Source organism: Lentibacillus populi (assembly GCA_014642895.1).
Classification (GTDB): domain Bacteria; phylum Bacillota; class Bacilli; order Bacillales; family Amphibacillaceae; genus Lentibacillus_C; species Lentibacillus_C populi.
The window spans coordinates 13,387-34,421 of the sequence record BMJD01000037.1; the positions used below are offsets into that span (position 1 = coordinate 13,387).

17 protein-coding genes, 1 pseudogene and 1 riboswitch are annotated in these 21,035 nt (G+C 38.8%); of the genes and pseudogenes, 13 read left to right on the plus strand and 5 right to left on the minus strand.

Features of this window, described 5'->3' with window-relative positions; genetic code table 11:
• The first annotated feature begins 13 nt into the window (after positions 1-13).
• From IEX12_RS17540 to IEX12_RS23890, 3 genes and pseudogenes are all read left to right on the plus strand, one after another.
• Entirely contained in the window at positions 14-712 is a 699-nt protein-coding gene (locus tag IEX12_RS17540; RefSeq protein ID WP_188725589.1) for a FadR/GntR family transcriptional regulator, read from the plus strand.
• A gap of 10 nt (positions 713-722) precedes the next feature.
• A complete protein-coding gene (locus IEX12_RS17545) occupies positions 723-1,799 on the plus strand; it encodes an Ldh family oxidoreductase (protein ID WP_188725590.1) in 1,077 nt (358 codons plus the stop codon).
• A gap of 118 nt (positions 1,800-1,917) precedes the next feature.
• Positions 1,918-2,073: pseudogene (locus IEX12_RS23890) on the plus strand (DUF2326 domain-containing protein); the annotation flags it as partial.
• 378 nt (positions 2,074-2,451) lie between these two features.
• Here IEX12_RS23890 and IEX12_RS17555 read toward each other — a convergent pair.
• Together IEX12_RS17555 and IEX12_RS17560 are read right to left on the minus strand one after the other, a co-directional pair.
• The gene (locus IEX12_RS17555; RefSeq protein WP_188725592.1) at positions 2,452-2,805 is read right to left on the minus strand and encodes a SpoIIAA family protein; all 354 of its coding nucleotides are present in this window, start codon (positions 2,803-2,805) and stop codon (positions 2,452-2,454) included.
• 445 nt (positions 2,806-3,250) lie between these two features.
• Positions 3,251-5,662 (minus strand): transglycosylase domain-containing protein, encoded by a 2,412-nt coding sequence (locus IEX12_RS17560; protein WP_188725593.1) that lies wholly within the window; start codon positions 5,660-5,662, stop codon positions 3,251-3,253.
• A gap of 665 nt (positions 5,663-6,327) precedes the next feature.
• On the opposite strand from IEX12_RS17560, the gene IEX12_RS17565 reads away from it, so the two are divergent.
• On the plus strand, positions 6,328-6,546 hold the full coding sequence (locus IEX12_RS17565) for a hypothetical protein (protein WP_188725594.1): 219 nt from the start codon (positions 6,328-6,330) through the stop codon (positions 6,544-6,546).
• Positions 6,547-6,662: 116 nt separating this feature from the next.
• The gene (locus IEX12_RS17570) at positions 6,663-7,196 is read left to right on the plus strand and encodes a hypothetical protein (RefSeq protein WP_188725595.1); all 534 of its coding nucleotides are present in this window, start codon (positions 6,663-6,665) and stop codon (positions 7,194-7,196) included.
• A gap of 116 nt (positions 7,197-7,312) precedes the next feature.
• Here IEX12_RS17570 and IEX12_RS17575 read toward each other — a convergent pair whose 3' ends face one another.
• Together IEX12_RS17575 and IEX12_RS17580 are read right to left on the minus strand one after the other, a co-directional pair.
• The gene (locus IEX12_RS17575; RefSeq protein ID WP_188725596.1) at positions 7,313-7,660 is read right to left on the minus strand and encodes a hypothetical protein; all 348 of its coding nucleotides are present in this window, start codon (positions 7,658-7,660) and stop codon (positions 7,313-7,315) included.
• A 365-nt stretch (positions 7,661-8,025) separates the two neighbouring features.
• Positions 8,026-8,310, minus strand: a complete 285-nt coding sequence (locus tag IEX12_RS17580) for a DUF1433 domain-containing protein (protein ID WP_188725597.1) — start codon at positions 8,308-8,310, stop codon at positions 8,026-8,028.
• A gap of 109 nt (positions 8,311-8,419) precedes the next feature.
• Between IEX12_RS17580 and IEX12_RS17585 the strand changes: the two genes are divergently transcribed.
• From IEX12_RS17585 to IEX12_RS17620, 8 genes are all read left to right on the plus strand, one after another.
• Positions 8,420-9,688: a YqiA/YcfP family alpha/beta fold hydrolase gene (locus IEX12_RS17585; protein ID WP_188725598.1), complete on the plus strand. Its 1,269-nt coding sequence runs from the start codon at positions 8,420-8,422 to the stop codon at positions 9,686-9,688.
• A gap of 23 nt (positions 9,689-9,711) precedes the next feature.
• A complete protein-coding gene (locus tag IEX12_RS17590) occupies positions 9,712-10,047 on the plus strand; it encodes a hypothetical protein (RefSeq protein WP_188725599.1) in 336 nt (111 codons plus the stop codon).
• A gap of 220 nt (positions 10,048-10,267) precedes the next feature.
• Positions 10,268-10,365: riboswitch (SAM riboswitch) on the plus strand.
• Positions 10,366-10,437: 72 nt separating this feature from the next.
• Positions 10,438-11,559, plus strand: coding sequence for a 5-methyltetrahydropteroyltriglutamate--homocysteine S-methyltransferase (locus IEX12_RS17595; protein ID WP_188725600.1), 1,122 nt, complete (start codon positions 10,438-10,440; stop codon positions 11,557-11,559).
• Positions 11,560-12,629: 1,070 nt separating this feature from the next.
• On the plus strand, positions 12,630-14,594 hold the full coding sequence (locus tag IEX12_RS17600) for a BglG family transcription antiterminator (RefSeq protein ID WP_088052567.1): 1,965 nt from the start codon (positions 12,630-12,632) through the stop codon (positions 14,592-14,594).
• Between the two features lie 15 nt (positions 14,595-14,609).
• On the plus strand, positions 14,610-15,071 hold the full coding sequence (locus IEX12_RS17605) for a PTS sugar transporter subunit IIA (protein ID WP_088052568.1): 462 nt from the start codon (positions 14,610-14,612) through the stop codon (positions 15,069-15,071).
• A gap of 15 nt (positions 15,072-15,086) precedes the next feature.
• Positions 15,087-15,392 carry a PTS fructose transporter subunit IIB gene (locus tag IEX12_RS17610; RefSeq protein ID WP_088052569.1) on the plus strand — a complete coding sequence of 102 codons (306 nt, stop codon included), beginning with the start codon at positions 15,087-15,089 and terminating at the stop codon, positions 15,390-15,392.
• A gap of 18 nt (positions 15,393-15,410) precedes the next feature.
• Positions 15,411-16,421: a PTS fructose transporter subunit IIC gene (locus tag IEX12_RS17615; protein ID WP_230856096.1), complete on the plus strand. Its 1,011-nt coding sequence runs from the start codon at positions 15,411-15,413 to the stop codon at positions 16,419-16,421.
• Positions 16,422-16,456: 35 nt separating this feature from the next.
• The gene (locus IEX12_RS17620) at positions 16,457-17,647 is read left to right on the plus strand and encodes a MalY/PatB family protein (RefSeq protein ID WP_088052571.1); all 1,191 of its coding nucleotides are present in this window, start codon (positions 16,457-16,459) and stop codon (positions 17,645-17,647) included.
• Positions 17,648-17,979: 332 nt separating this feature from the next.
• Here the strand turns inward: IEX12_RS17620 and IEX12_RS17625 are convergent, their stop codons facing one another.
• Positions 17,980-20,637, minus strand: coding sequence for a M14 family zinc carboxypeptidase (locus IEX12_RS17625; RefSeq protein ID WP_188725601.1), 2,658 nt, complete (start codon positions 20,635-20,637; stop codon positions 17,980-17,982).
• Between the last annotated feature and the right edge of the window lie 398 nt (positions 20,638-21,035).

The following is a 21,035-nucleotide window of genomic DNA, read 5'->3' on the forward strand; positions in this document are numbered from 1 at the left end:
AGCAGTGGATGCTATGAAGCCATCATTTAAAGATAAAAAGGGAATTTCAGAGAAGGTTGCAGATTATATAAAAGAACAGATAAGAGCCGGCGTATATTCTGTAGGAGAGCGTATTCCTGGAGAGCGTGATATGTCTATTCAACTTGAGGTCAGCCGGAATACGGTACGTGAGGCATATAAAATACTTGAGGCCTACGGCTATTTAAAGGCTGAACATGGACGTGGGGTATTTATCGCTTCCGAGGCCGAGCAGATTCGAAAAATGACGGAATCCTTCTTTATATCGAGTAGTCAAATTAGTGATTTGTTTGCTGTTCGTCAAGTACTTGAAGAATCAGTGGTTGAATGGGCAACAAAGAATGGTACAAACGAGAATGTTGAAAAGCTTCAGTCTATTGTAAAAGACGCTCAGGAAATAATTGCAAGTGGTAGAGATCCTATAGAATTAGCTGAATATGATCTACAATTCCACCTATACTTAGCTGAGATGTCTGGAAATGACGTAGCTAACAGAATCATGCATCATCTAATTGATCTACTCCGTCAGGCACGTACTCAGTCGATTCGGATTCCAAACCGTGCGGAAAAATCAGTTGCCGAGCACGATGAAATAGTTAAGTCTATAAAAGAAGGAAATACAGTACTTGCTAAAAAATCAATGAAATATCACTTAGAAAGTGTAGAGAAATCAATTAAGGATCGCTTAAGTTAGGAGGATTTGGATGGGTATTTATCAAGCAGAAGATCTTCAAACATTTGTGAGTCAGGTTTTGCAAAAACTGGACGTACAAAAGGAGGATGCAAAAGTTGTAGCTGAAGGCTTAATACGTGCTAACCTTGAAGGATTGGATAGCCACGGCATTTCTCGTCTTGTGGTTTATGCAGCACGATTGCAGGATAAGCGTATAAATAACCATCCAGATATAAACATAAAAATGATCGCGCCCTCGGCCATATTGGTTGATGGAGATAATGGACTCGGACATGTGGTTGCATTTCGTGGCTTGAAGGAAGGAATTGAGGTTGCCAAAGAGCAGGGTTTAGCTGCGGTCTCAATTCATTCAAGTAATCACTTTGGCACAGCGTCTTATTTTTGTCAACTTGCTAGTCAAGAAGGAATGATCTTTTTTGCTTGTACAAATTCCCCACCTGGTATAGCGCCATGGGGGGGTACTAAGGCATTTTTTGGGACGAATCCTTTAGCATTTGGTTTTCCCGCAAAAGATCGTACTCCTGTCATTATTGATATGTCTACAAGTACTGTCGCACGAGGCAAAATTATTCTTGCGGCTAAGCAAGAAATGTTGATTCCCGATGGCTGGGCACTTGATCAGCATGGTAACATGACGAACGATCCGAACGAGGCATTGCAAGGTACAATCCTTCCAACCGGCGGTGCTAAAGGGGCTGCTCTCGCGTTAGCTGTGGAAATCTTGGCGGGTGTTCTAACTGGTGCTGCTATAAGTCCTAATGTAAAAAATATTTATGATGAAAAGCTAGTTGGTGGTGCGGATGTAGGTCATTTCTTTTTATTACTTGACTCAAAAGTTTATAAAGAATCAACTGCCTATGAAAATCGGCTAAATTATTTACTGAATTTAATGAAGGGAATTCCCACCTCATCTAGCGACAAACCGATACGTTATCCAGGTGAAAGAAGAGAAAAAGAAAGAAAAACACGCAATCATAAGGGAATTGAGTTGGCCGAATCCATATATAATGAACTCGAGCAGTTGGGGGATGAACTCGGTGTCATGTTCCCAAGTAGCTGTGAGGCGATGCTAAAAAAGAAAATTTAACTTAAAGAATTCATGAACAAAACTGCAATGCGGACTGGAATAATGAAGGAAATGGAACAATAGGTTAATAATTTAAAAATATTTTGTTGTGATTTGACGTTGTTATTCAGGTCAAAACCATAATATGAATGTTATTTTTCATGATAGCAGTTTGTTTGATGGCATTGATGAACGTCAAAAGGCAGAACTCATGAAGGTGCTCAATGAAGAGTTCTTAAATACAAATAAACAGTATATAGCATCGGTAAATTTCAGACCCCACTCAATGAAATAGGTAACATTTTGGGTGACGAACTATACACAAAAATAATTGAGGATAACACTGTTTTGTTTTCACTGATGAAGATCCATTAGAGAAATTGTTAAGTATACAAGTGGATATTGAAGACAACTAATTAAATTATTTAGTTACTAAAGGCTCATCATAATAGAAGGATGGGCTATCTTTATGCTTGTTTTTTGATTTGTCTGCAAAGAGGGGATTACTTCGAAACTTGAGTGTGTAAGTAAAAATGCGTATGATTTACTTACACAATTCAGTTTAACTTGCACACTTTATTTGACAATACCTCTTCCAATGCATATCTGTCCTATCTCAAAAAGAAACCCGGATAAGATGAGCTAATCCAAGACTTATCCGGGTTCCGATTTCTCATTCCGCCAACCACTTTCTTGCTGTTTCCATTTCGTTGAGTGAATACTGGGCGACTTCTACTCCAGGGATGATATTTGCAATGGTTGCATCCATTTTTGTAAATGTGTCATCCGCAACAATGGCACCTTTTTTGATGCTTTTCATATATGGAAAAGTTTTCACATCTTCCATTAGTCCTTTGGGTGTAATACCTTCTATATTTTTGAAAACAAACAAGATGTTGATCGGTTCCTCCTGTAGTGTTTTCATACGCAACGCTTCTTTGAATTTCTGTAAATCCTCTTGGGTGGCGGTACCCTGTGTGGTGATTTCTAACATCGCACCCTGTTCCTGTCCTTTAACTTCCAACATGTTTTTCATCCTTTCGTTTTCATGTCTTAGTAAAAGGATTCCTCTTCGGACAAATTTAAAACATGTTGCAAATTCGATAGCGATTTTTCCATATAGGTGGCAAGGGATACTTGTTGACATGTAACAGGTATAGACCCGGAGACTGGCAAGCCATATCTAAAGTTGAAACAAGGCTTGTATTTGCCGAAGTAACAACATTTGGCAAGTTAATTAGAATAAATATAAAATAGATGATAAAGAGAGATGTTTTTTACATAACTTTTACATCAGTATGTTTAAAGGAATGGTAGCTTTTTTATTTACTTCAGATATAAATGCACTACTGGATCAAGGTGCTTTAGATATACATATTACATCACATCCAGATTTGGAGGTGTCAAATAAAGTGTGTAAGTTTGAACTTACACACTTTACTTGTCTAACCCGATCAACCATTATTTTTTTCTCAGGAGCTATTGTTTTCACCATCGCTTCCGCTATCATCATCCTTTTGCTTATCCTTGTCATTTTGCCCGTTGTCGTTATTGCCTCCGTTACTGTGATCGTCCCCTTCATTCTTTTGATCATCTTCTTTATCCTGATTTCCCTCGTCATTTCCCTGATCAGGTTGTTCCTTGTTCTGTTCGTCTTCTTGTTTTTGGTTATCCTTGTTTTCTTCTTGTTTGGATTGATCCTCGTTTTGTTTATCTTCTTGTTTTTGGTTTTCCTGATCTTTCCCTTGATCAGGCTGTTTTTCGTCCTGTTCGTCTTCTTGTTTTTGATTTTCCTTGTCTTTTTCCTGATTAGCTTGTTCCTCGTCTTGTTTTTGATTTTCCGTGTTTTCTTCTTGATCAGGTTGTTCCTTGTTCCGTTTATCTTGCTGTGTACCCCGTACATACAGTTCTGAGCCAATCGAGACCACCGTATCTGGTTTCTCGAAATCATCCATATTCGGATCCGAAATCTCGGACATGAGATTCTGGAAAAGTTGCATGGCAATGTTCTGTGTGCCGTCGTATCGGATATATTGTACATCGCCGTCTTTATTTTTTAACGATGGGTAACCGGTCCAAACAGCAAGGGAATATTGCGGTGTATAGCCAACAAACCACGAATCAACCAAACCATCCCCTAGGCCGTATTGGTCTTGGATGTCTTGCGGAATATTGGTCGATCCGGTTTTTCCTGCCACAGGTATTCCAGGGATGTTTGCTTGTGTCCCGGTTCCGCTTGAAATGACAGTTTTGAGCATATCGGTGATCATATAGGCAGTATAATCATGCATGGCGTCATGTAACTTTGGCTCTGGCTTCCATTCCTTTCCACTTGGGAAAACAATTTTTTTAACCGTGAATGGTTCGTGATAGGTACCGCCGTTACCAAATGCAGCATAAGCCCCCGCCATTTGTAAGGGAGAAACACCGTCAAAACCGCCAATCGCAGCCGATTCATAGATCGAATCAATATTAATACCCAGCCCTGATGCAAACTCTTGCGCTTGGTCTTTCCCTACAGCCTGGAATGCCTTCAGGGCAGGAATATTCCGCGACCATTCCAAAGCCCGTCTCATGGTAATGTCACCCCAGTATTCGTTATCCCATTCATTGATCGGTGTTCCGTCACTGTACTGGTATTGCTCGTCACGCAGTACGTGGGATGTCGGCCATTTCAAGTATTCAATCGCCGGGCCGTAATCCAAAATGGGTTTGATCGTTGAACCTGGTTGATTTTGGACATCGGAGCCGTAATTGGTATATCCGATCGCTTCAAAATGGCGACCACCACCGACGGCCTTGACGGCACCCGTTTTCGTATCTACAAGCGAGATCCCTGTTTCGAAATTTTTATCCGGATAGGGGATATCCCCCGATCGAAGCAGGTCGTAAACTGCTTGTTGCGCTTTTGAATCGAGCGTCGTATAGATTTTTAACCCGCCTTGGTAAAACTCTTTTTCAGAGACGATCTTTTTTTGGTTGACCAGTTGTTCATATACCGTATCGATAAAAGCATTATAAGGGTCGTTGTTCTCCTGCCTTTTTTCTTCTTTTCTAAGAAGTTCTGAGATTGGTTTGGCTTTGGCCTGCTTGGCCTGATGTTTGGAAATGACATGGTTGCTTACCATTGCCGACAATACCTGGTCGCGGCGTTCTTTTGCCCGTTCAGGATGCTTAAAAGGATCGTCAGCGCTTGGCGCATTTGGCAGGCCAGCAAGCAAGGCTGCCTGTGACAAATTTAATTCGGAAAGGTCCTTGCCGAAATAAATTTCAGAAGCTGTCTTTATGCCATACGCTCCGTGTCCGAAATAGATATTATTTAAATACATCTCAAGAATTTGATCTTTTGAGTATTTCCTTTCCAATTGTAAAGCAAGCCATGCTTCTTGTGCTTTCCGCTTTAAGGTTTTCTCCGGGGATAGGACACTCCGTTTGATAACTTGCTGTGTAATGGTCGAACCGCCTTCTGCACCCCAGCCGTTTTTGATATTGGCAATAACTGCCCCAAACAAACGACGGCTATCAATACCACGATGATCACGGAATCTTTTGTCCTCTATAGAAATAACAGCGTCTTTTACCATTTTTGGAACATTGTCGATATCGATTTTGATGCGATTTTCCTCGTGAAACAACGTGCTGACAAGTTTTCCATCTTGGTCATATATCCGTGTGGACTGCGGCGTCTGCAGATCACTTGCCTTCAATGTTGGTGCATCATGGATCATGACAGCGATGGTGATACCGCATGCAATTACCACAAGGATAAAAGCCGCACATAAACTGAGCAGAATCTTTTTCCACATGCTTCTTTTTTGTCGATCTGATCTTGCTTTCTTCTGTTGTTTCCGTCGTTCTTGTCTTGAAGTGTATTCGTTAGGCATATGCAGTACTCCTACCTTATCTAATAATCGAGTAAATACGTATATCTTCTGTTAAATAAAGGGTGTCTACAGGATATGTGTAGAAATTCATTTTGCCTTTTTAAATATATGCAACATCTCCATAATTGGGTTCATTTTTTATTGAAATGGGGCGGGAAACACCTGTTATTTTTGCGAAGTCACTTACACCTATTCTTCTTATTTCCCGTTTTTCATACATTTTTAACTTCTTTTGTCTTGGGTTTATGGAACTAGACAAACTTAAGAGGAACTTCAAAATTGATTTAACGATATATTCTATGTCATTGTCAGCTTATAAATTACTATAAGTTTGCGCGTGCGCCTGTCACTTCCCCAATTATGTCATAGATTGCTGAATGAAAGGAATAGGTCGAGATAACTGAAATTGCGTAGGTGCTAAGTCGTGAGAATGGATCAAGACCGATACATCTGGTCGGGAGGAAAAGCGTATCAAAGTTGGGAGAGAGCGCATCAAAGTCAGGCAGGAACACTTTTTAAGCGGGATGGGACAGGTCCATTGTCTTAACAAATTTTTCCTGAATATGAATTGCTTTCGGGAAAGGGGTGCTGATGCCACTCAAGTTTCTAAAGCGATTTCGTTTTTTCTTGTGTGGGTAGTTAGAGTAGGGGGTTGATGAAATAGGATGACATCGGCAGAAGCCGTTGAAACATCGACAGTGAATTCGGGAACATCAACAGAAGACATTGAAACATCGACAGTGAAACCGGAAACATCGATAGAAGATGGCGAAACATCAACAGAGAAACCGGGAACATCGACAGAAAATGGGGAAACATCAACAGTGAATCCAGGAACATCAATAGAAAAAGAGGAAACATCGATAGTTGAGCGGGCAAGGTGAAAATTAGATGGGAGGGCTCCGAAATCATGTAAATCGAATTCTGAATGATTATAGGCAGGACTTTTGTATGGCTATAACGAATTTAGAAAGAAGTGATAAACAAAGGAGTGTGCAAAATGGATATAGATCATGTTTACATTGAATATACGCAGGAATTTGAAAAAGAGCTTAATATCGTACATGGCTTCGGAAGTATTAGTGCTTTTATTGATGATGAAGCAGAAGAACCAACCGATATTGGCAGTATCATGTATAACTTTTACAACATGTTCAGTTTTAAACGGGCAAATGATGCTTTAATTAGCGCTGATGCATTATCTGATGATGAAGCATACATCATGTCAACATTATTATATAGTGATTTTGAATTTGAGGATGGCGGAGCTATTATTACCCTGGATAGAATCGTATTGGAAGAACAATACCAAAGTGCAAAGCTTGAGAGAATGATATTGGAAGAGTTCTTGGAGTATTGCAGTTATATGATGGTTGATTATGTTGCTGTAATTGCGTCAAAACCATTAAACGAACGCAAGAAGTCAGATAAAATTGTCGAATTTCCCCAACAAAAAATGTATGAAGCATGTGATTTTATTACAGTCGGCGGAAGTGAAAAACATAATCCAGTAATGATTAGGAATTTGTTGTAAGGATTGAATTTGAATTGCTTTTCTTTAGTTGATGGAACGTGGATCGAATCAGAAGCTGGATGGGATCCTTGAACGAATAGCAAATACCAATTTGCATTCATTAGTAGAATTCTTGTTCAATCACAGGATTTTTCTTTACATACTTCTTTTAAATTTGGAAACCCCTTTTTTTCTGCAAAACTTCTTACTCGAAAGGTTTTATCATCTACACTAGCAGAAAATCCAGCTTTTTCATTAACTGTCCCACCTATCATTAATCCACCCATAGGACTAGAATAATCACCATCTTCAAATTCAATCGTCTTTATGTTTTTGTAATTATTATTTATGTAGCGTACAACAGATTCCTTAGCTTTTTCAATGGTGTCGTCACTATATTTTCCCTTATCCGGGTTCACAAAATAGCCCCCTAATAGCATGATAACAATAAGTATAAGTATTATGAAAAGAATCATTTTTTTCATTTTAGGTATAACTCCTTTTGTTGTTACTGCCTGCATTTTAAGATGTGCCGTTTGCTATTTCCAAGTATAAATAAGTGTGCCAGTGATGTATATTGGGTTACGATGGCTATAGTAATGTCGGAGATTATCAATTAGGTTAAGGGTAAAAAGGAATTAAACTTTTACAGGAACAAATAAAGGCAAAGCTAGATCGGTGTTTGGTGTTTATCGGATTACTAAATAAAGTGATTGTGATCATTACGGTGCTATTAGAAAAATAGTAGATCTGAAAATAAAACCAAGCTATTCAAGTAAGGAGTGCGAAGATTCTTACTTGGACATCTTAGTTTTTACTAGTGTAAAAGATGAAAAAAATGAATAGCATTCTAGTAATCACAGATTTTCTCCTTACATTCTTCCTTTAATTCCGGGAATCCCTTCTTTTCCCCGAAACTCCCGACCTGGAAAGTTTTATCGTCAATGTCTGCCGAAAAACCTGCTTTACCATTTACTGTACCTTCAATCATTAATCCCCCCATAGGGCTTGAAAAATCACCATCTTCAAATTCGACGGCTTTTATGTTTTGGTAATTATTTCGTATATAACTTTCTACGGTTTCTTTAGCTTTCTTAATTGTACCTTCATCATAATTGTCACTATTGGTATTCACAAGACATCCTCCTAATAGTATAATAATACTAGAAACAATGAATAATCGAATTTTTTTCAATTAAGTCACCTCTTTTAACATATTTTACAATATAATGGAGTCGATGGCTATGGGAAGTTTGACTGATAAAGAAGCAAGTAAAATAGCGAAACAAACATATCAAAGTGGTTTAGAAAATGTTCATGTGGATATAGATGGTCAAAGAATTATTTGGAAAACAAAAGAGACTATTCGAAACAAAGAAACAGGCCTTAAAGGATACGTTTTGGAAAATGAGGACACCGGTGAAGTCGTGATTAGTTTTGAAGGTACTCAGGTGCATCATGGTTTTGGGCAGGCAGTGGATGATCTTAAGGAAGATGTTTTCGGCATTGTTCTTGGCGGTGAAGACTATACAGAGAAAGATAATTCAACGAGTACATATACTGGTCTTCCTGGACAAGAAGCACGGATTGCGAATGGATATGCTGAAATTAATGAAGATGGAAAAGTAAAGGATATAAACAAGAATCAATTTACAGCTGCTGAACCATTGGTCAAGAAATACGTCAAAAAATACGGCAAAGATAACATTACATTTGTTGGCCACTCGCTTGGTGGCGGGTTGGCTGAATATTTTGCAGTACAATATAGCGCGGACGCGATCACATTTGCATCTGCTGATATTTATGACCTTTTAACGAAAGAGCAAAAAGAACGTGTCCAAAATGGCTATTACAAAGATAAGATCATTTCTTATACCTATCCGAATGATCTAGTTGGTACTTTTCATAATCAAGTTATGGGGTCTTTGTACTACATGAGTGATCCATCCGTAGATAGCATGAAATGGTTCAGCACCCATGGCATTACTGAAAATTACGCAAATAGTAAGATGTTTGATGAAAACGGCTATTTTTTATCACAGTTATTATATGATAGCACACTATACGCACAACTTAAAAAGTCTCCTTTGGAATTAAAAAACAATGGCGTACATGGTTTCAGTGTTGTAATTAAATCAGAAATATTAAGATCATATGCCCAAAAAATTGAAGAGAATACCGATTTGATCGAGCAGACCGAAAACTCCTTACGTAATTTTTATGACTACTACGTTCAGACTTTACAGGATATAAAAAGCAAATATTCAAGATTGGTCGGGTACGGAAAATATGACATGCTTTCTATCAGTGATGTAGAAGAAATTTTTAGCCAGTTTGGGAAGCTTGACAGCGGGGTTCCAATTATGTTTAACATGGACCAATATGATGAAATTTTAACCAGTCTGAAAAGGATGAAAAATGATACAGGAGAAATTGCTTACAACATGAATAAAATGGGGAATGAGTTCGAAAAGACGGACTATGTACTTGCCCAGTGGCTAGGTCTTAAATAAGGATGGATTTGAAGGTGATGTAGATGGGTTACGATGGCTACAGCAATGTTGGAGATTTGGAGCTAAATGATTTTTGGAAAGAACAAATGAGAAAAGGCGCACAAAAAGAAGAACTGGAAATGCAAATAAAAAATGATATTTATGACGCGTATCGACTATTTGCAACTTACTTAGAACATAGCCATGCAACTAGTACCATCCCAGAAGTACATACGGAAATTCTAAATAGAATTAATAACGAATTCGACGGCAAGGCGAAGATGGCATTGATTGAGCGTTTTACCGATAATACGTTAAAAATGAAACAAATCAACAACGAGATAGACCTTTTTCTTAATTCTTTTCCAACTGGAAAGTAAGATGAAGATTTATTAGGAAGTTGTTTGATGGGGGCGGACCATACTACGTTAATGCGTTAAAGTACGGAGGTGCTCCTGTTCAACTATAGTAAAGTACTCACCTACAATTCCATTGGTGACCCCGACATATGTAAGCGGAAGGCTATTTAAAAAATTTAAAATTTCCCCCTTGACTAAACCCAGTTATAAAGCTAAAATTAGACAACAACTACATATTCATTTCTTATCGAGAGAGGTGGAGGGACTGGCCCGTCGAAGCCTCAGCAACAGGCGTTTGTACTGTGCTAATTCCAGAAGCGAAAGGCTTGAAGATAAGAAGAGCTACCTATGAATTCTCAACCTCTTCTTATTTTAGGAAGGGGTTATTTATATTTAAAGGAGTTGGAAGAAATGACGAAAATAGCGACAAAAGCACCGTTCCGAGCGGATGTTGTTGGAAGTTTTCTACGTCCTCAGGTACTTAAGGAAGCAAGGGATAACTATCAACGGGGAAAGATTTCTAAGGAAGATTTACGTTCAGTGGAAGATGCTGAAATTACTAAACTAGTAGCGAAACAGAAGGAAGCAGGTCTCCAAGCAGTTACGGATGGGGAATTCCGGAGAAAATATTGGCATGCCGATTTTATTGGAGCCATTGAAGGGATTCGTACATTTGAGGTTGAGGTTCCTGGGTTCTTTCAAGGAGAAATGAAAACATTAACGTCCTATACCGTGGAGTCTGAATTAAGATTCCCTGAAGATCACCCATTTTTGGAGCATTTCCGTTATTTAAAAAGCATTGCAGGAGAACACACCGCCAAAATAACGATTCCCGGTCCCAATATGATTTTCCATTCAGGTGTAGTAAATAGCCAGCCGTATTTGGATAATCCATCATACCCGGCACTGGCGACTGTTGCAAAAGATATTGCGAAGGTGTATCAAGATGCCATTCAAGCCTTTTATAATGCGGGATGTCGTTATTTACAGTTTGATGATACCAGTTGGGGAGCCTTTCTGGGACAGAAATTCCGCAAGAAAATTGAAGCAAACGGGTGGAATATTCAAGAATTAATCCAAATGTTTGCCGATATAACGATTGAGGCACTTGCCAACAAACCAGATGATATGGTTATCACACTTCACGTTTGCCGGGGAAACTTCAAATCTTCGTGGTTATATGAAGGGGATTATGAAGCAATTGCCAAGGAATTATTTTCACACGTTCCGGTAGATGCTTTCTTTTTGGAATTTGACGATCAACGTTCTGGTGATTTCACTCCGCTCCGATATATTCAAAATCAAAAGGTTGTCTTAGGCTTGATTACTTCTAAAACAGCGGAATTAGAAGATCCGGAAGCGATAAAAAAACGGGTAGCCCAAGCGACGAAATATGTCGATCTCCATCAGCTTTGCCTCAGTCCCCAATGTGGATTTGCTTCGACTGAAGAGGGAAACCTTATCACCGAGGAGGAGCAATGGGCGAAGGTACGTCATGTTGTAGAACTTGCACTTGAAATTTGGGGTGCATAATTTTGAACTATGGGGTCGGATCCCACTACTTTGCTGGAGGTAGTAGGGTTGATTGAATTAAAAGAGAAAACGGTTAAGCCAGATGATGCTGTACGAAGTTTAGGTAATGGAAAATAGAATGATTATGGAATTGTTGTATTTATTATCATTTCCAGCTTATGACCTTCTTGCAGAACGTTTTCTCAGCATGAATTCACTTCATATAATACGTTGCTTGTTTCTAAAGTTCAACAATTCCATATATCATTTTAATACTTTTATGGCAAAGAATTTATAGTTAAAGCCGTGTGGTGCTATTTCGCCTAGCGTGCATTCTACTATGAAATTATATAGAACTATTTTTCAGAAAATAGTCCATCACGATATTTTATAACTGAACATACACGCTGCCGTCCACTGCACTTGTTTCTCCAGCACAAAATACGACACGTCAATTGGTTATTAATGCCCATTTTAAAACGTAATAAAGAATTTTACTGCTTGGCGTTGTATGTTTGATATTGTCTTTTTTCCAGGATATGATGATAGAAGATCCAGTTCATTAGAAATCAGTTGGGGTGTGGGTTGGGAAAGGTGGATATGCCTTTGTACGGTTCAATTGGAATGGGGACTTTCCGTTTGAAGCTAATTTAATGCATGGTGGCTTTTCCCCGACCTTCATATGTAAAGTAATTGTCTAAGCAAGCTGTATGGATAAGCTGGATGGGAGTTTTACGAACGAATAACTGTTTTTCCTGCTTCAGCACAATTGTCCAATTGTGCTACAGGCAGGAGTGCCATCGTATGTTCATTTATGTATAATGATTTTGAATAAAATATATACCTCCCTATAAACTGGGACAGCCCACTTTTTTTGCGTAGCAGGAGCTCCTTAGCAAGTCCATTGACCTCCTTTATCCAGTATGATTTTATATATACGAATCCAAAATATAATCCTTCGCTTCCTATCTCCGTTTTTAAAAGTACTCAGCAAAAATTTCCGGACAAGTCATTTCCTCTACCTAGGGGAAAAACTCTCCCTGTGAAACTTTCGACCCATTAATTAAAATTAACGTAAGGGGGTATAAAAATTGTCTTTATATTTATCCGACAGAATGGAAGAAATTATTAAAATACTCTCTTCAACAAATGGTTTCACCACAAGCAGGAAAATTGCTGAAAAACTGGGGGTGACATCAAGAACAATACGAGAAGATATCAAGATAATTAATGGCAAAATAAATGGTTTCCAAACAAAAATCATATCCAAAAAAAGTAAAGGCTATAAAATTATTGCCGAGTCCCACGAACAGCTCTTTGAATTGCTGCATGAGGTTGATTCAGAAAATCTTCTGTTCGATGTCAATTCCGTCACACCTGAGGATAGGGTGCGATTTATTATGAAAAAGCTTTTATATTCCAATGAAAGCATAAAGATAGAATCATTTATGGAAGAATTATATGTAAGCGATTCAACAATTAAAAATGATCTTATAAAAGTGAAAGAAGTTTTAAAGAAATACAACATCAAAATTGTTAAAGACAACAATGGAATGCGAGCTAAAGGAAATGAGGTAAATAAACGATTTTGCATTTCTGATTACTTCATCTATAGTGAGGAAATCGACAATCGTTTAATCATTAAACTTGTCAATAGTTTTGGCTATCATTTCTCTGATGATGATATCAATAGAGTAAAAGAAATCATTCTTCAAGAATTAAGCGAAAATGATATCGAAATCACAGATGATACATTAAACAAAATCGCTATCCATATAATCATTGCCATTGGAAGGATTAAAAGCGGCCAACCTGTCAGCACCCTCAGCAACATGAATTATCTTAAAAATGAAAGTGAGTACGGAATAGCAAAAAAGATTAACAAATCGATTGAATCCTTGTACAAAATTGCGTTTCCTGAGCAGGAAACAGCCTATACCACCCTGCATTTAGTTGGTAATCGACTAGGTCAAAAAGGAAAAACTCCGGTGCCTGATATAAAGTTGTTTTTAGGCGACGATATCTTCCAATTATCGGTGGATATCATTGAACAAACCAGAATTGGCTTGAAAGGAGTGAATATCAGCGAGGATGAGGAACTGATTTACAGTCTCGGTTTACATCTGAAGCAATTGGTAACGAGACTTACTTTTAATATGAATATCAGGAACCCGTTGGTTGACGAAATAAAAATCAAATATCCCCTGGCTTTTGAAACAGGAGTCATTGCAGCCCACTGTGTAGAGAAAGAAACAGGTTTTCGTGTGAATGAGAATGAAATCGGTTTTTTAGCTTTGCATTTTGGCGCGGCGATTGAAAGGCAACGGTTAAAGCCAACATCCAAGAAAAAGATCGCATTGGTATGTGCCTCAGGTATGGCAACATCGGAACTGCTGCTGACGAAGTTATCTCATGCTTTGGATAACAGCTATAACCTTATCGGCGCTTATGCCCTGCATCAGCTGGAGGAACTTTTAAAACAAAATCCCGATCTTATTCTGACGACTGTAACAATTGAAAAAGAACTCGATATACCTGTTGTTCATGTTCCCTCCATTTTAGATGACAACGATGTATCAGCAATCCAAAGGTCCTTGGAAAAAGTCCATGATAATAAGAAAATCATTAGTCAGTTTTTCAGTAAAGAATTATTTTTTCCAGGTTTAAAAATGAAGACAAAAGAGGAAACACTGGCATTTCTGACGAGAGCAATGATACAGCAGGGGTATATAGACTCAAGAATCGAAAAGTCCATCATGGAACGTGAGCGGATCGCTTCAACCTCTATTGGAAACATGGTTGCGATTCCACATCCGTTGAATACGGTCTCCAACCAATCTTTCATATGTACAGCAATATTGGATAGGCCATTAAAATGGTCTGACAATGAAGAGGTTGAATTGGTCATGATCATCCTGTTGGAAAAAAGATTGCAGGAAAAGTTTCAAGAGATTTTCGCATCATTGTATGAGATTATCCAGTCATCCGAAAATGTCCAGAGCTTGTGCAAGAAAAGAAATTTTGATGAATTTCTGGAATTCATTGACTCAATTTAGTAAGGAGAATCATCTATGAATTATTCAGAATTAATAAATGAACATCTGATTGACCTAAATGTTAAGGCGAAAACTAAAGAAGATGCATTAAGAGAAGTTGCTAATATCGCTTTTAATGCCGGCCGTGTGGAAAGTGCAGAAGCCTATTTGAATGGAATGATGGAAAGAGAAAACACATCAACAACCGGATTCGGTGGAAGGATTGCGATTCCGCATGCCAAAATTGATGAAGTTATCAAACCTACCATCAGTGTAGTAAAGCTAGAAGAAGCCGTAGATTGGCAGGCAATGGATGATAGGCCTGTACAGTTATTGATTGCATTGGCTGTCCCGACGAAGCAGGAAGGAACCGTTCATCTACAATTATTGGCAAAGTTATCTGAGAACCTCATGGAAGATGAATTCACAGGTGCCTTACTGTCAGCTGATACAGAAAATGAAATATATCAAACAATCACTAGTATTTTCAACGAATAAAGGAGAGATTGAATCATGAACATTATAGCAGTAACAGCATGCCCAGCTGGAGTGGCTCATACGTATATGGCCAAAAAAGGATTAGAAAAAGCGGCTAAGAAATTTGGACATAAAATCAAAGTAGAAACCCAAGGATCAATGGGAATTGAAAATGAAATCAAAACGAAAGATCTGGAAAAAGCCGATTTAGTCATTTTAGCAGTCGATACAAAAATTGAAAAAGCAAACAGGTTTGATAATAAAACTATACACGAAGTTCCCGTTGCAGCAGCAGTCAAAAATGCGGCAAAGGTAATTGAGGACGCGGTAGCTAAACTATAAGATATTGGAGTGAAAATGATGTGGAACGAAGCAAAAAAACATCTGATGACAGGCGTTTCTTACATGATTCCTATCGTCGTTGCAGGTGGTATATTACTTTCACTGGGAGTAATCATTGGCGAAGAAACTTCGGTAGGTGAACAATTCGTTAACTATGGGGTATGGACTTTAGGGTTGATGGTCCCCATGATCGCCGGTTATATTTCCTATTCCATTGCTGATAGACCAGGTATCGCCGTTGGTTTAGCAAGTGGTGTATTTGCGGCTGAACTGGGTACTGGCTATATTGGTGGTATTTTAGTCGGTTTCTTTGCAGGCTGGATCACGAACCTATTAAAAAAAATACCGATGCATCCAAATATTGCCGTTATCAAACCTATCATGGTCATACCTGTACTCGGTATTGGAGCATCCGCCATTTTCATGTGGCTGATATCCATACCATTAGCACCAGCAATGACAGGTCTGGAAAATTGGCTGAATTCCTTAGACGGCAATAATCTGTTAATCTTAGGATTCATTATTGGTGCCATGATGGCATTCGATATGGGTGGTCCAGTAAATAAAATAGCTTTGGCATTCTGTTATGCTACACTTTCTGAAGGAATCTACGCCCCGATGGCAGCATGCTGGATTGGTATTATGGCAGCGCCACTGGGATTATCTTTAGCAACACTGATTTTCCCTAAAAAATTCTCTAAATCAGAGAAGGGTAACGCGATTCCAGCAGCATTAATGGGCTCATTGGGAATTACGGAAGGGGCTATTCCCTATGCTGTCGCTACACCATTAAAAGTCATTCCAGTCATTACAATCGGGTCCGGAATTGGCGGAGGCCTTGCATTAATGTTGGGGGCAGAATCCCCAATCCCTGCTGCAATCGGAATCTGGGGTTTGCCATTTGTTAACGGTCCATTTATGCTGTTAATCGGACTTCTTGTCGCTGTCGTTATTATTGCAATTACAGTTGGATTTTTACGTAAAGAGAGTGACGTAGATGATTCAGAAGATGCGGAATTATCATTTTAATAAATAAAACCCATCATTCCAAGGGAGGTGTTTCCTTGCGTATAAATTTTGATAAAGTAATTAATAGAAAAGAAACTTATTGCACGCAGTGGGATTTTACCGAAGACCGCTTTGGCAAAAGTGATGTTCTCCCATTTTCCATATCGGATATGGATTTCCAAAGCCCGCCAGAAATATTACGAGCAATTGCCGAGCATGTGAAACACGGAATATTTGGGTATACGAGATGGAATCATGATGCATATAAGTCAGCCATTGCACATTGGTACAAATCACGTTTTTCAACGGATATATCCGATGAGTGGATTGTTTACAGTCCGAGTGTCATTTATTCCATTTCTACGTTAATCGTAATTTTAACAAACGAAACAGACCAGGTCATTTTACAGACTCCCGGCTACGATGCCTTTTTCAAACAGCTATCCGCATCGGGCAGAGAAATGGTCCAAAACCCATTGATCTATAAAAATAGTTCTTATTCAATCGATTTTGATTTATTGGAAAGGCAGTTATCCAACCCAAAAGCGAAAATTCTGCTTTTCTGCAACCCGCATAATCCGACTGGTAGGGTATGGAGTCATCGGGAATTACAAAATATCGTGGATTTGTGTGAGAAGCATCATGTAAAAATCATTTCTGATGATATTCATATGGATATTGTCTATCAAAACCACAGATATACACCGATTACGGACATAACTGGCAATCCGGATAATGTATTTATCTGCACATCTGCTAGTAAAACATTTAATACACCAAGTTTGGGCGGTTCCTATGCATTCATTCCTGATGAAAAGGTGAGAGATCAGTTTTTGGCAATTATGAAGCAACGGGATGGCTTATCAAGTGCAACGATATTTGGAGTACTTTCCATTATTGAAGGGTACAATCATGCTGCCTATTGGGTAGATGAACTAGTTGCTTACTTATATGACAATATGAAGCTTGTATCTTCTTTCATACAGGAAGAGCTTCCGAATATGACATTTAAGATTCCAGAGTCTACTTATCTTGCTTGGATTGATTGCTCTAAACTGCATCCATCGGACGATGAAATTCAGGATTTTTTGGTGAATATCGGTAATGTGGGCATTATGTCAGGCGGTGTTTATCATGTAAGCGAGGGGAAATTCCTGCGCATGAATCTTGGCTGTCCACGAGATAAATTGGTGGATGGATTGGAAAGATTGAAGAAATCTGTTCAGAAAATAGAATTGTTGCTTTAATTATAGTTTGATCAAAATACCCCAAATCAACATTTACTAGGGAGAAAACGGGAATTTTGCCTTCTTGTCATCAGGCTTTTATGGTTTTCTGCCTTAAGCAAGACTTGATGGCAGTTCCCTTTTTTTTCCATCACCTAATAAGCCAGCTTTTATTGAAGGGGAGTTTTTAAAACGATTACTTCTTCGATTTCTAAGAATAGTGATCAAACTGGTGAGCATAAAAACGAAGGGGATATCAGGACTTTGTTTCCAGCTAACAAACATAGAAAAATAGCAGGGAATATATTTTTAAAATACCCCGCTATTTTTTTCAATTTCTGATGATATAAGAACTACGAAGCTATTCCAGTCTCTTTCGTTTCCCACCTATCAATCAAATCATCCGCGTAAAAAGTCAGAATCTCAAACGTTCTTCTCGAAATCAGTCCATTTTCCTTCTGGTGGTTAAGCAGCTGCTTAAAGCCATTTAGATGTTTAACAACCTTTTCACTGTTTCCTTGCTTTTCGAATTGCCCTATAGCGGCCAAATGAATGTTTAGAGCATGGGCAGCTGGTTCACTTTTAATTGCTTCCGCGTCTTTAAAATGCTGAACAAGTGCCTTTATATCATCTGCTCCTTCCACCTTGGTGACAGCTTGCTCGTAAACTGCATTGGAAAATAGCCTGTACAGGTGGTCTGAGTAGTTGCGGAATCCTGCCCGTAACCCTACTAAGAGAACATTCTTTGCGTTATCTTTAACTATAACGGCTTTGCCAGCGGCTTGTTCGTGGTCTTTCCAAAAACCGGCCTTGAAAAAGTCTTCATTTGCAAAGGAAGCTACAATTGTCTCATCGTCAATGTCTGTGTACCAGACGGGATCATAAACGAAGCCTGTTCCATTTGCGGAATAACCAGCCGTCAGTAAATTATCTTTATTGTATTGGACATGGACAATCGCATTGCTGTAACTGCTGTCTGATCCTTGGATACTAACACCCGTTAACTCTAATGTTTTGGCGACCTCGGCAGCACCTTTGCCAACCGCAACATATTTGCCTCGGCTTGAAACGAATTCGTTCATATTTTGTTTAAAATCATCATATTGACCTTTATTTTTTAAAGAGTCCAGCAATTTTTTTGAGCCGCTGTAAACAAGGACATCGATATCAGATAAGCCTTCTTCTGCCACGGAATCAGGTGTGATTTTTGTAACCTTAAACCCGAGCCTTTCAAGCGCAAGTTTCGCACCGCCTTCTTCCAGGACAGCGATGTTCAAGTTCAGCAATGGCTTGGCACTTTCCGGAAGTTGGCTTGTTTCTACGCGAAGGCCGGACTTTTTAACAGCTTTCCATAAAATATTTCCCTTTTGATTTTTTACATAGAAATTACCTTCGTCCCCTTGATAAACGGTTATATCCTGCTGAAGTAAATCATTTATAAGCGCTATTGCCTGTACAGAACTGTTTGGAATTAGGTAAGGTCCTTTGCCAGATAGTTCTCCTTCGTGTGAAATATGTTTTACACTTTTGGTATTGGTAACTTTTTCGTCTACACCTATTGCGTCAAATCCCCATAAGTCAGGTAAGCCTGAAACTGCGATGTCATACATAGAAGCCGTTATGTCACTTACATCTTCCCCTTCCCATAGCATCATGTTAGCCATTCCCGCTTTGGGCTGGTTCATATTAACGATGAAGGTGCCTGCATCATATTCTTCTCCGCCTGCAGTAAACGGTTCCCTGGCCTGCTCAACTTTTACACCGTTTTTCAGTAAATGATTAACAGCCTTTATCGTAACGGTAGGATCAGTTTCGTCTACTGGCAGCAGATACGTTTCCGGGTACAAATCTTCATCATCTCCAGGGTGTATAAAATTAACACCGCGCTTAAATATCTCAATCTGGTCGTACAGCATTCCAGCTTTATTCTCTGCCGCAAATTTTAGTGCGCCCATGACAGCGTTAACGTGCCACGTAACCCCATCTTCTGTATTATTTGGTGCTTCAAGTGTATAACTGTACGTACCGTTATACATGGCATATTGCGTTGTGAAAATGGGCGGGTATCCATCCCAGCCGGATTCCATATCACGGTATGGAATAGTAACCTGATCCAGATTTTTATAGTAATCAGATTCATAGTCTTCCTTATTTGAAATCACTTCATCTTCCATTGCAATTGCATGATCCAGTGCCCATTTAATGAATAAGTCAAACTCATAATTTGGGTTATAAGGATCTGTCGTCGGTTCAATCAAATTGACATATCCGTGCAGATCCATAAAGACCATTGGATTCCATCTCGTCATTAAATTAACTAAGGCTTTCGCTTCGGGTTGTGTCTGAACTAGGAAATCCCGATTTATATCCAATCCATTACTATTTTGTCTTGTGCCGTTAATCCGTCCATCAGGATTTGACACAACATTGAAAACTAATATGGTGTTGCTTAAAATGTCTTCTGCCACTTGATCATCTGCAAAGGCAAAATACTCCACTAACTGCAATACGGCATCGGTTCCAACATACTCATCGCCATGTATCGAGCCGTTCATTAAAATTGGTACTTTGAAATCAGGATGGTTTTCAATCCATTTCTGTGCCTCAGCAGGATTTTCAATCATCTTCTTTTTAATAGTTTTCCAATTTCCATACCTGCCATTACCTAAACTTGGATCACTAATAGTCACGGAATAGAGGTTATGCCCTCCCGCAGATTTGCCAATAACGTTGACTTGGACCCGATTACTGTTGTTTTCTATCTCACGTAATATTTCGGGGATTTCACGATATGGCGTATGTTCATAATCCTCATCGTTGGCCAATAACTTGGCATTGAAATTTAGCAGCTGATGTGGAAATTCGTTAAAAGGTATTCGATCATAGTCCTCGTTATTCGTTTGAAATGTTTCATGCTGGGCAAATGCCTGGTTGTCCATGTTGTCCGGACTGAGAAGGCCAATTAAAACCATAAGCAGAAAAAAGAGACCGCTACGCAGTACGATTCGCACAAATATCTCCTCCTTGAGTTTGCTGAATTTATCTAAAATAAACTCTATTACTAGTAATTATAGGAACTAGATTTATATAGTTCAATGATAAATATGAAAATTTAAAATTTTGGTAATGAAGGAGTGTCCCAATAGTCATGCTTTTGTACAGGAACGGGAATTTAGACTCAAGACTGGCGAGATACTTCCGTGTGTATTTATTACTGTTTTTTGAATCCGTTTTCATTTACTATTGACTTCAAAAGGTGTAGTGATAGAATATAATTGTTGGAATATTGGAACACATGTTACTGATGCGATCAGGCATGGTGATAATTGAAATGGATTAAAGGAACTTAACCCATTGTTTATCACCATGCCTTTTATTTTTCCGAATTTGACAAACCTCTATTGAAATT

Coding starts and splice junctions, on each gene's coding strand:
- IEX12_RS17615 (WP_230856096.1), top strand. CDS start 15,411: ATGTGGAACGAAGCAAAAAAACATCTGATGACAGGCGTTTCTTACATG.
- IEX12_RS17590 (WP_188725599.1), top strand. CDS start 9,712: ATGGGTTACGATGGCTACAGCAATGTTGGAGATTTGGAGCTAAATGAT.
- IEX12_RS17575 (WP_188725596.1), bottom strand. CDS start 7,660: ATGAAAAAAATGATTCTTTTCATAATACTTATACTTATTGTTATCATG.
- IEX12_RS17540 (WP_188725589.1), top strand. CDS start 14: ATGAAGCCATCATTTAAAGATAAAAAGGGAATTTCAGAGAAGGTTGCA.
- IEX12_RS17570 (WP_188725595.1), top strand. CDS start 6,663: ATGGATATAGATCATGTTTACATTGAATATACGCAGGAATTTGAAAAA.
- IEX12_RS17585 (WP_188725598.1), top strand. CDS start 8,420: ATGGGAAGTTTGACTGATAAAGAAGCAAGTAAAATAGCGAAACAAACA.
- IEX12_RS17605 (WP_088052568.1), top strand. CDS start 14,610: ATGAATTATTCAGAATTAATAAATGAACATCTGATTGACCTAAATGTT.
- IEX12_RS17555 (WP_188725592.1), bottom strand. CDS start 2,805: ATGTTGGAAGTTAAAGGACAGGAACAGGGTGCGATGTTAGAAATCACC.
- IEX12_RS17560 (WP_188725593.1), bottom strand. CDS start 5,662: ATGCCTAACGAATACACTTCAAGACAAGAACGACGGAAACAACAGAAG.
- IEX12_RS17545 (WP_188725590.1), top strand. CDS start 723: ATGGGTATTTATCAAGCAGAAGATCTTCAAACATTTGTGAGTCAGGTT.
- IEX12_RS17565 (WP_188725594.1), top strand. CDS start 6,328: ATGACATCGGCAGAAGCCGTTGAAACATCGACAGTGAATTCGGGAACA.
- IEX12_RS17610 (WP_088052569.1), top strand. CDS start 15,087: ATGAACATTATAGCAGTAACAGCATGCCCAGCTGGAGTGGCTCATACG.
- IEX12_RS17595 (WP_188725600.1), top strand. CDS start 10,438: ATGACGAAAATAGCGACAAAAGCACCGTTCCGAGCGGATGTTGTTGGA.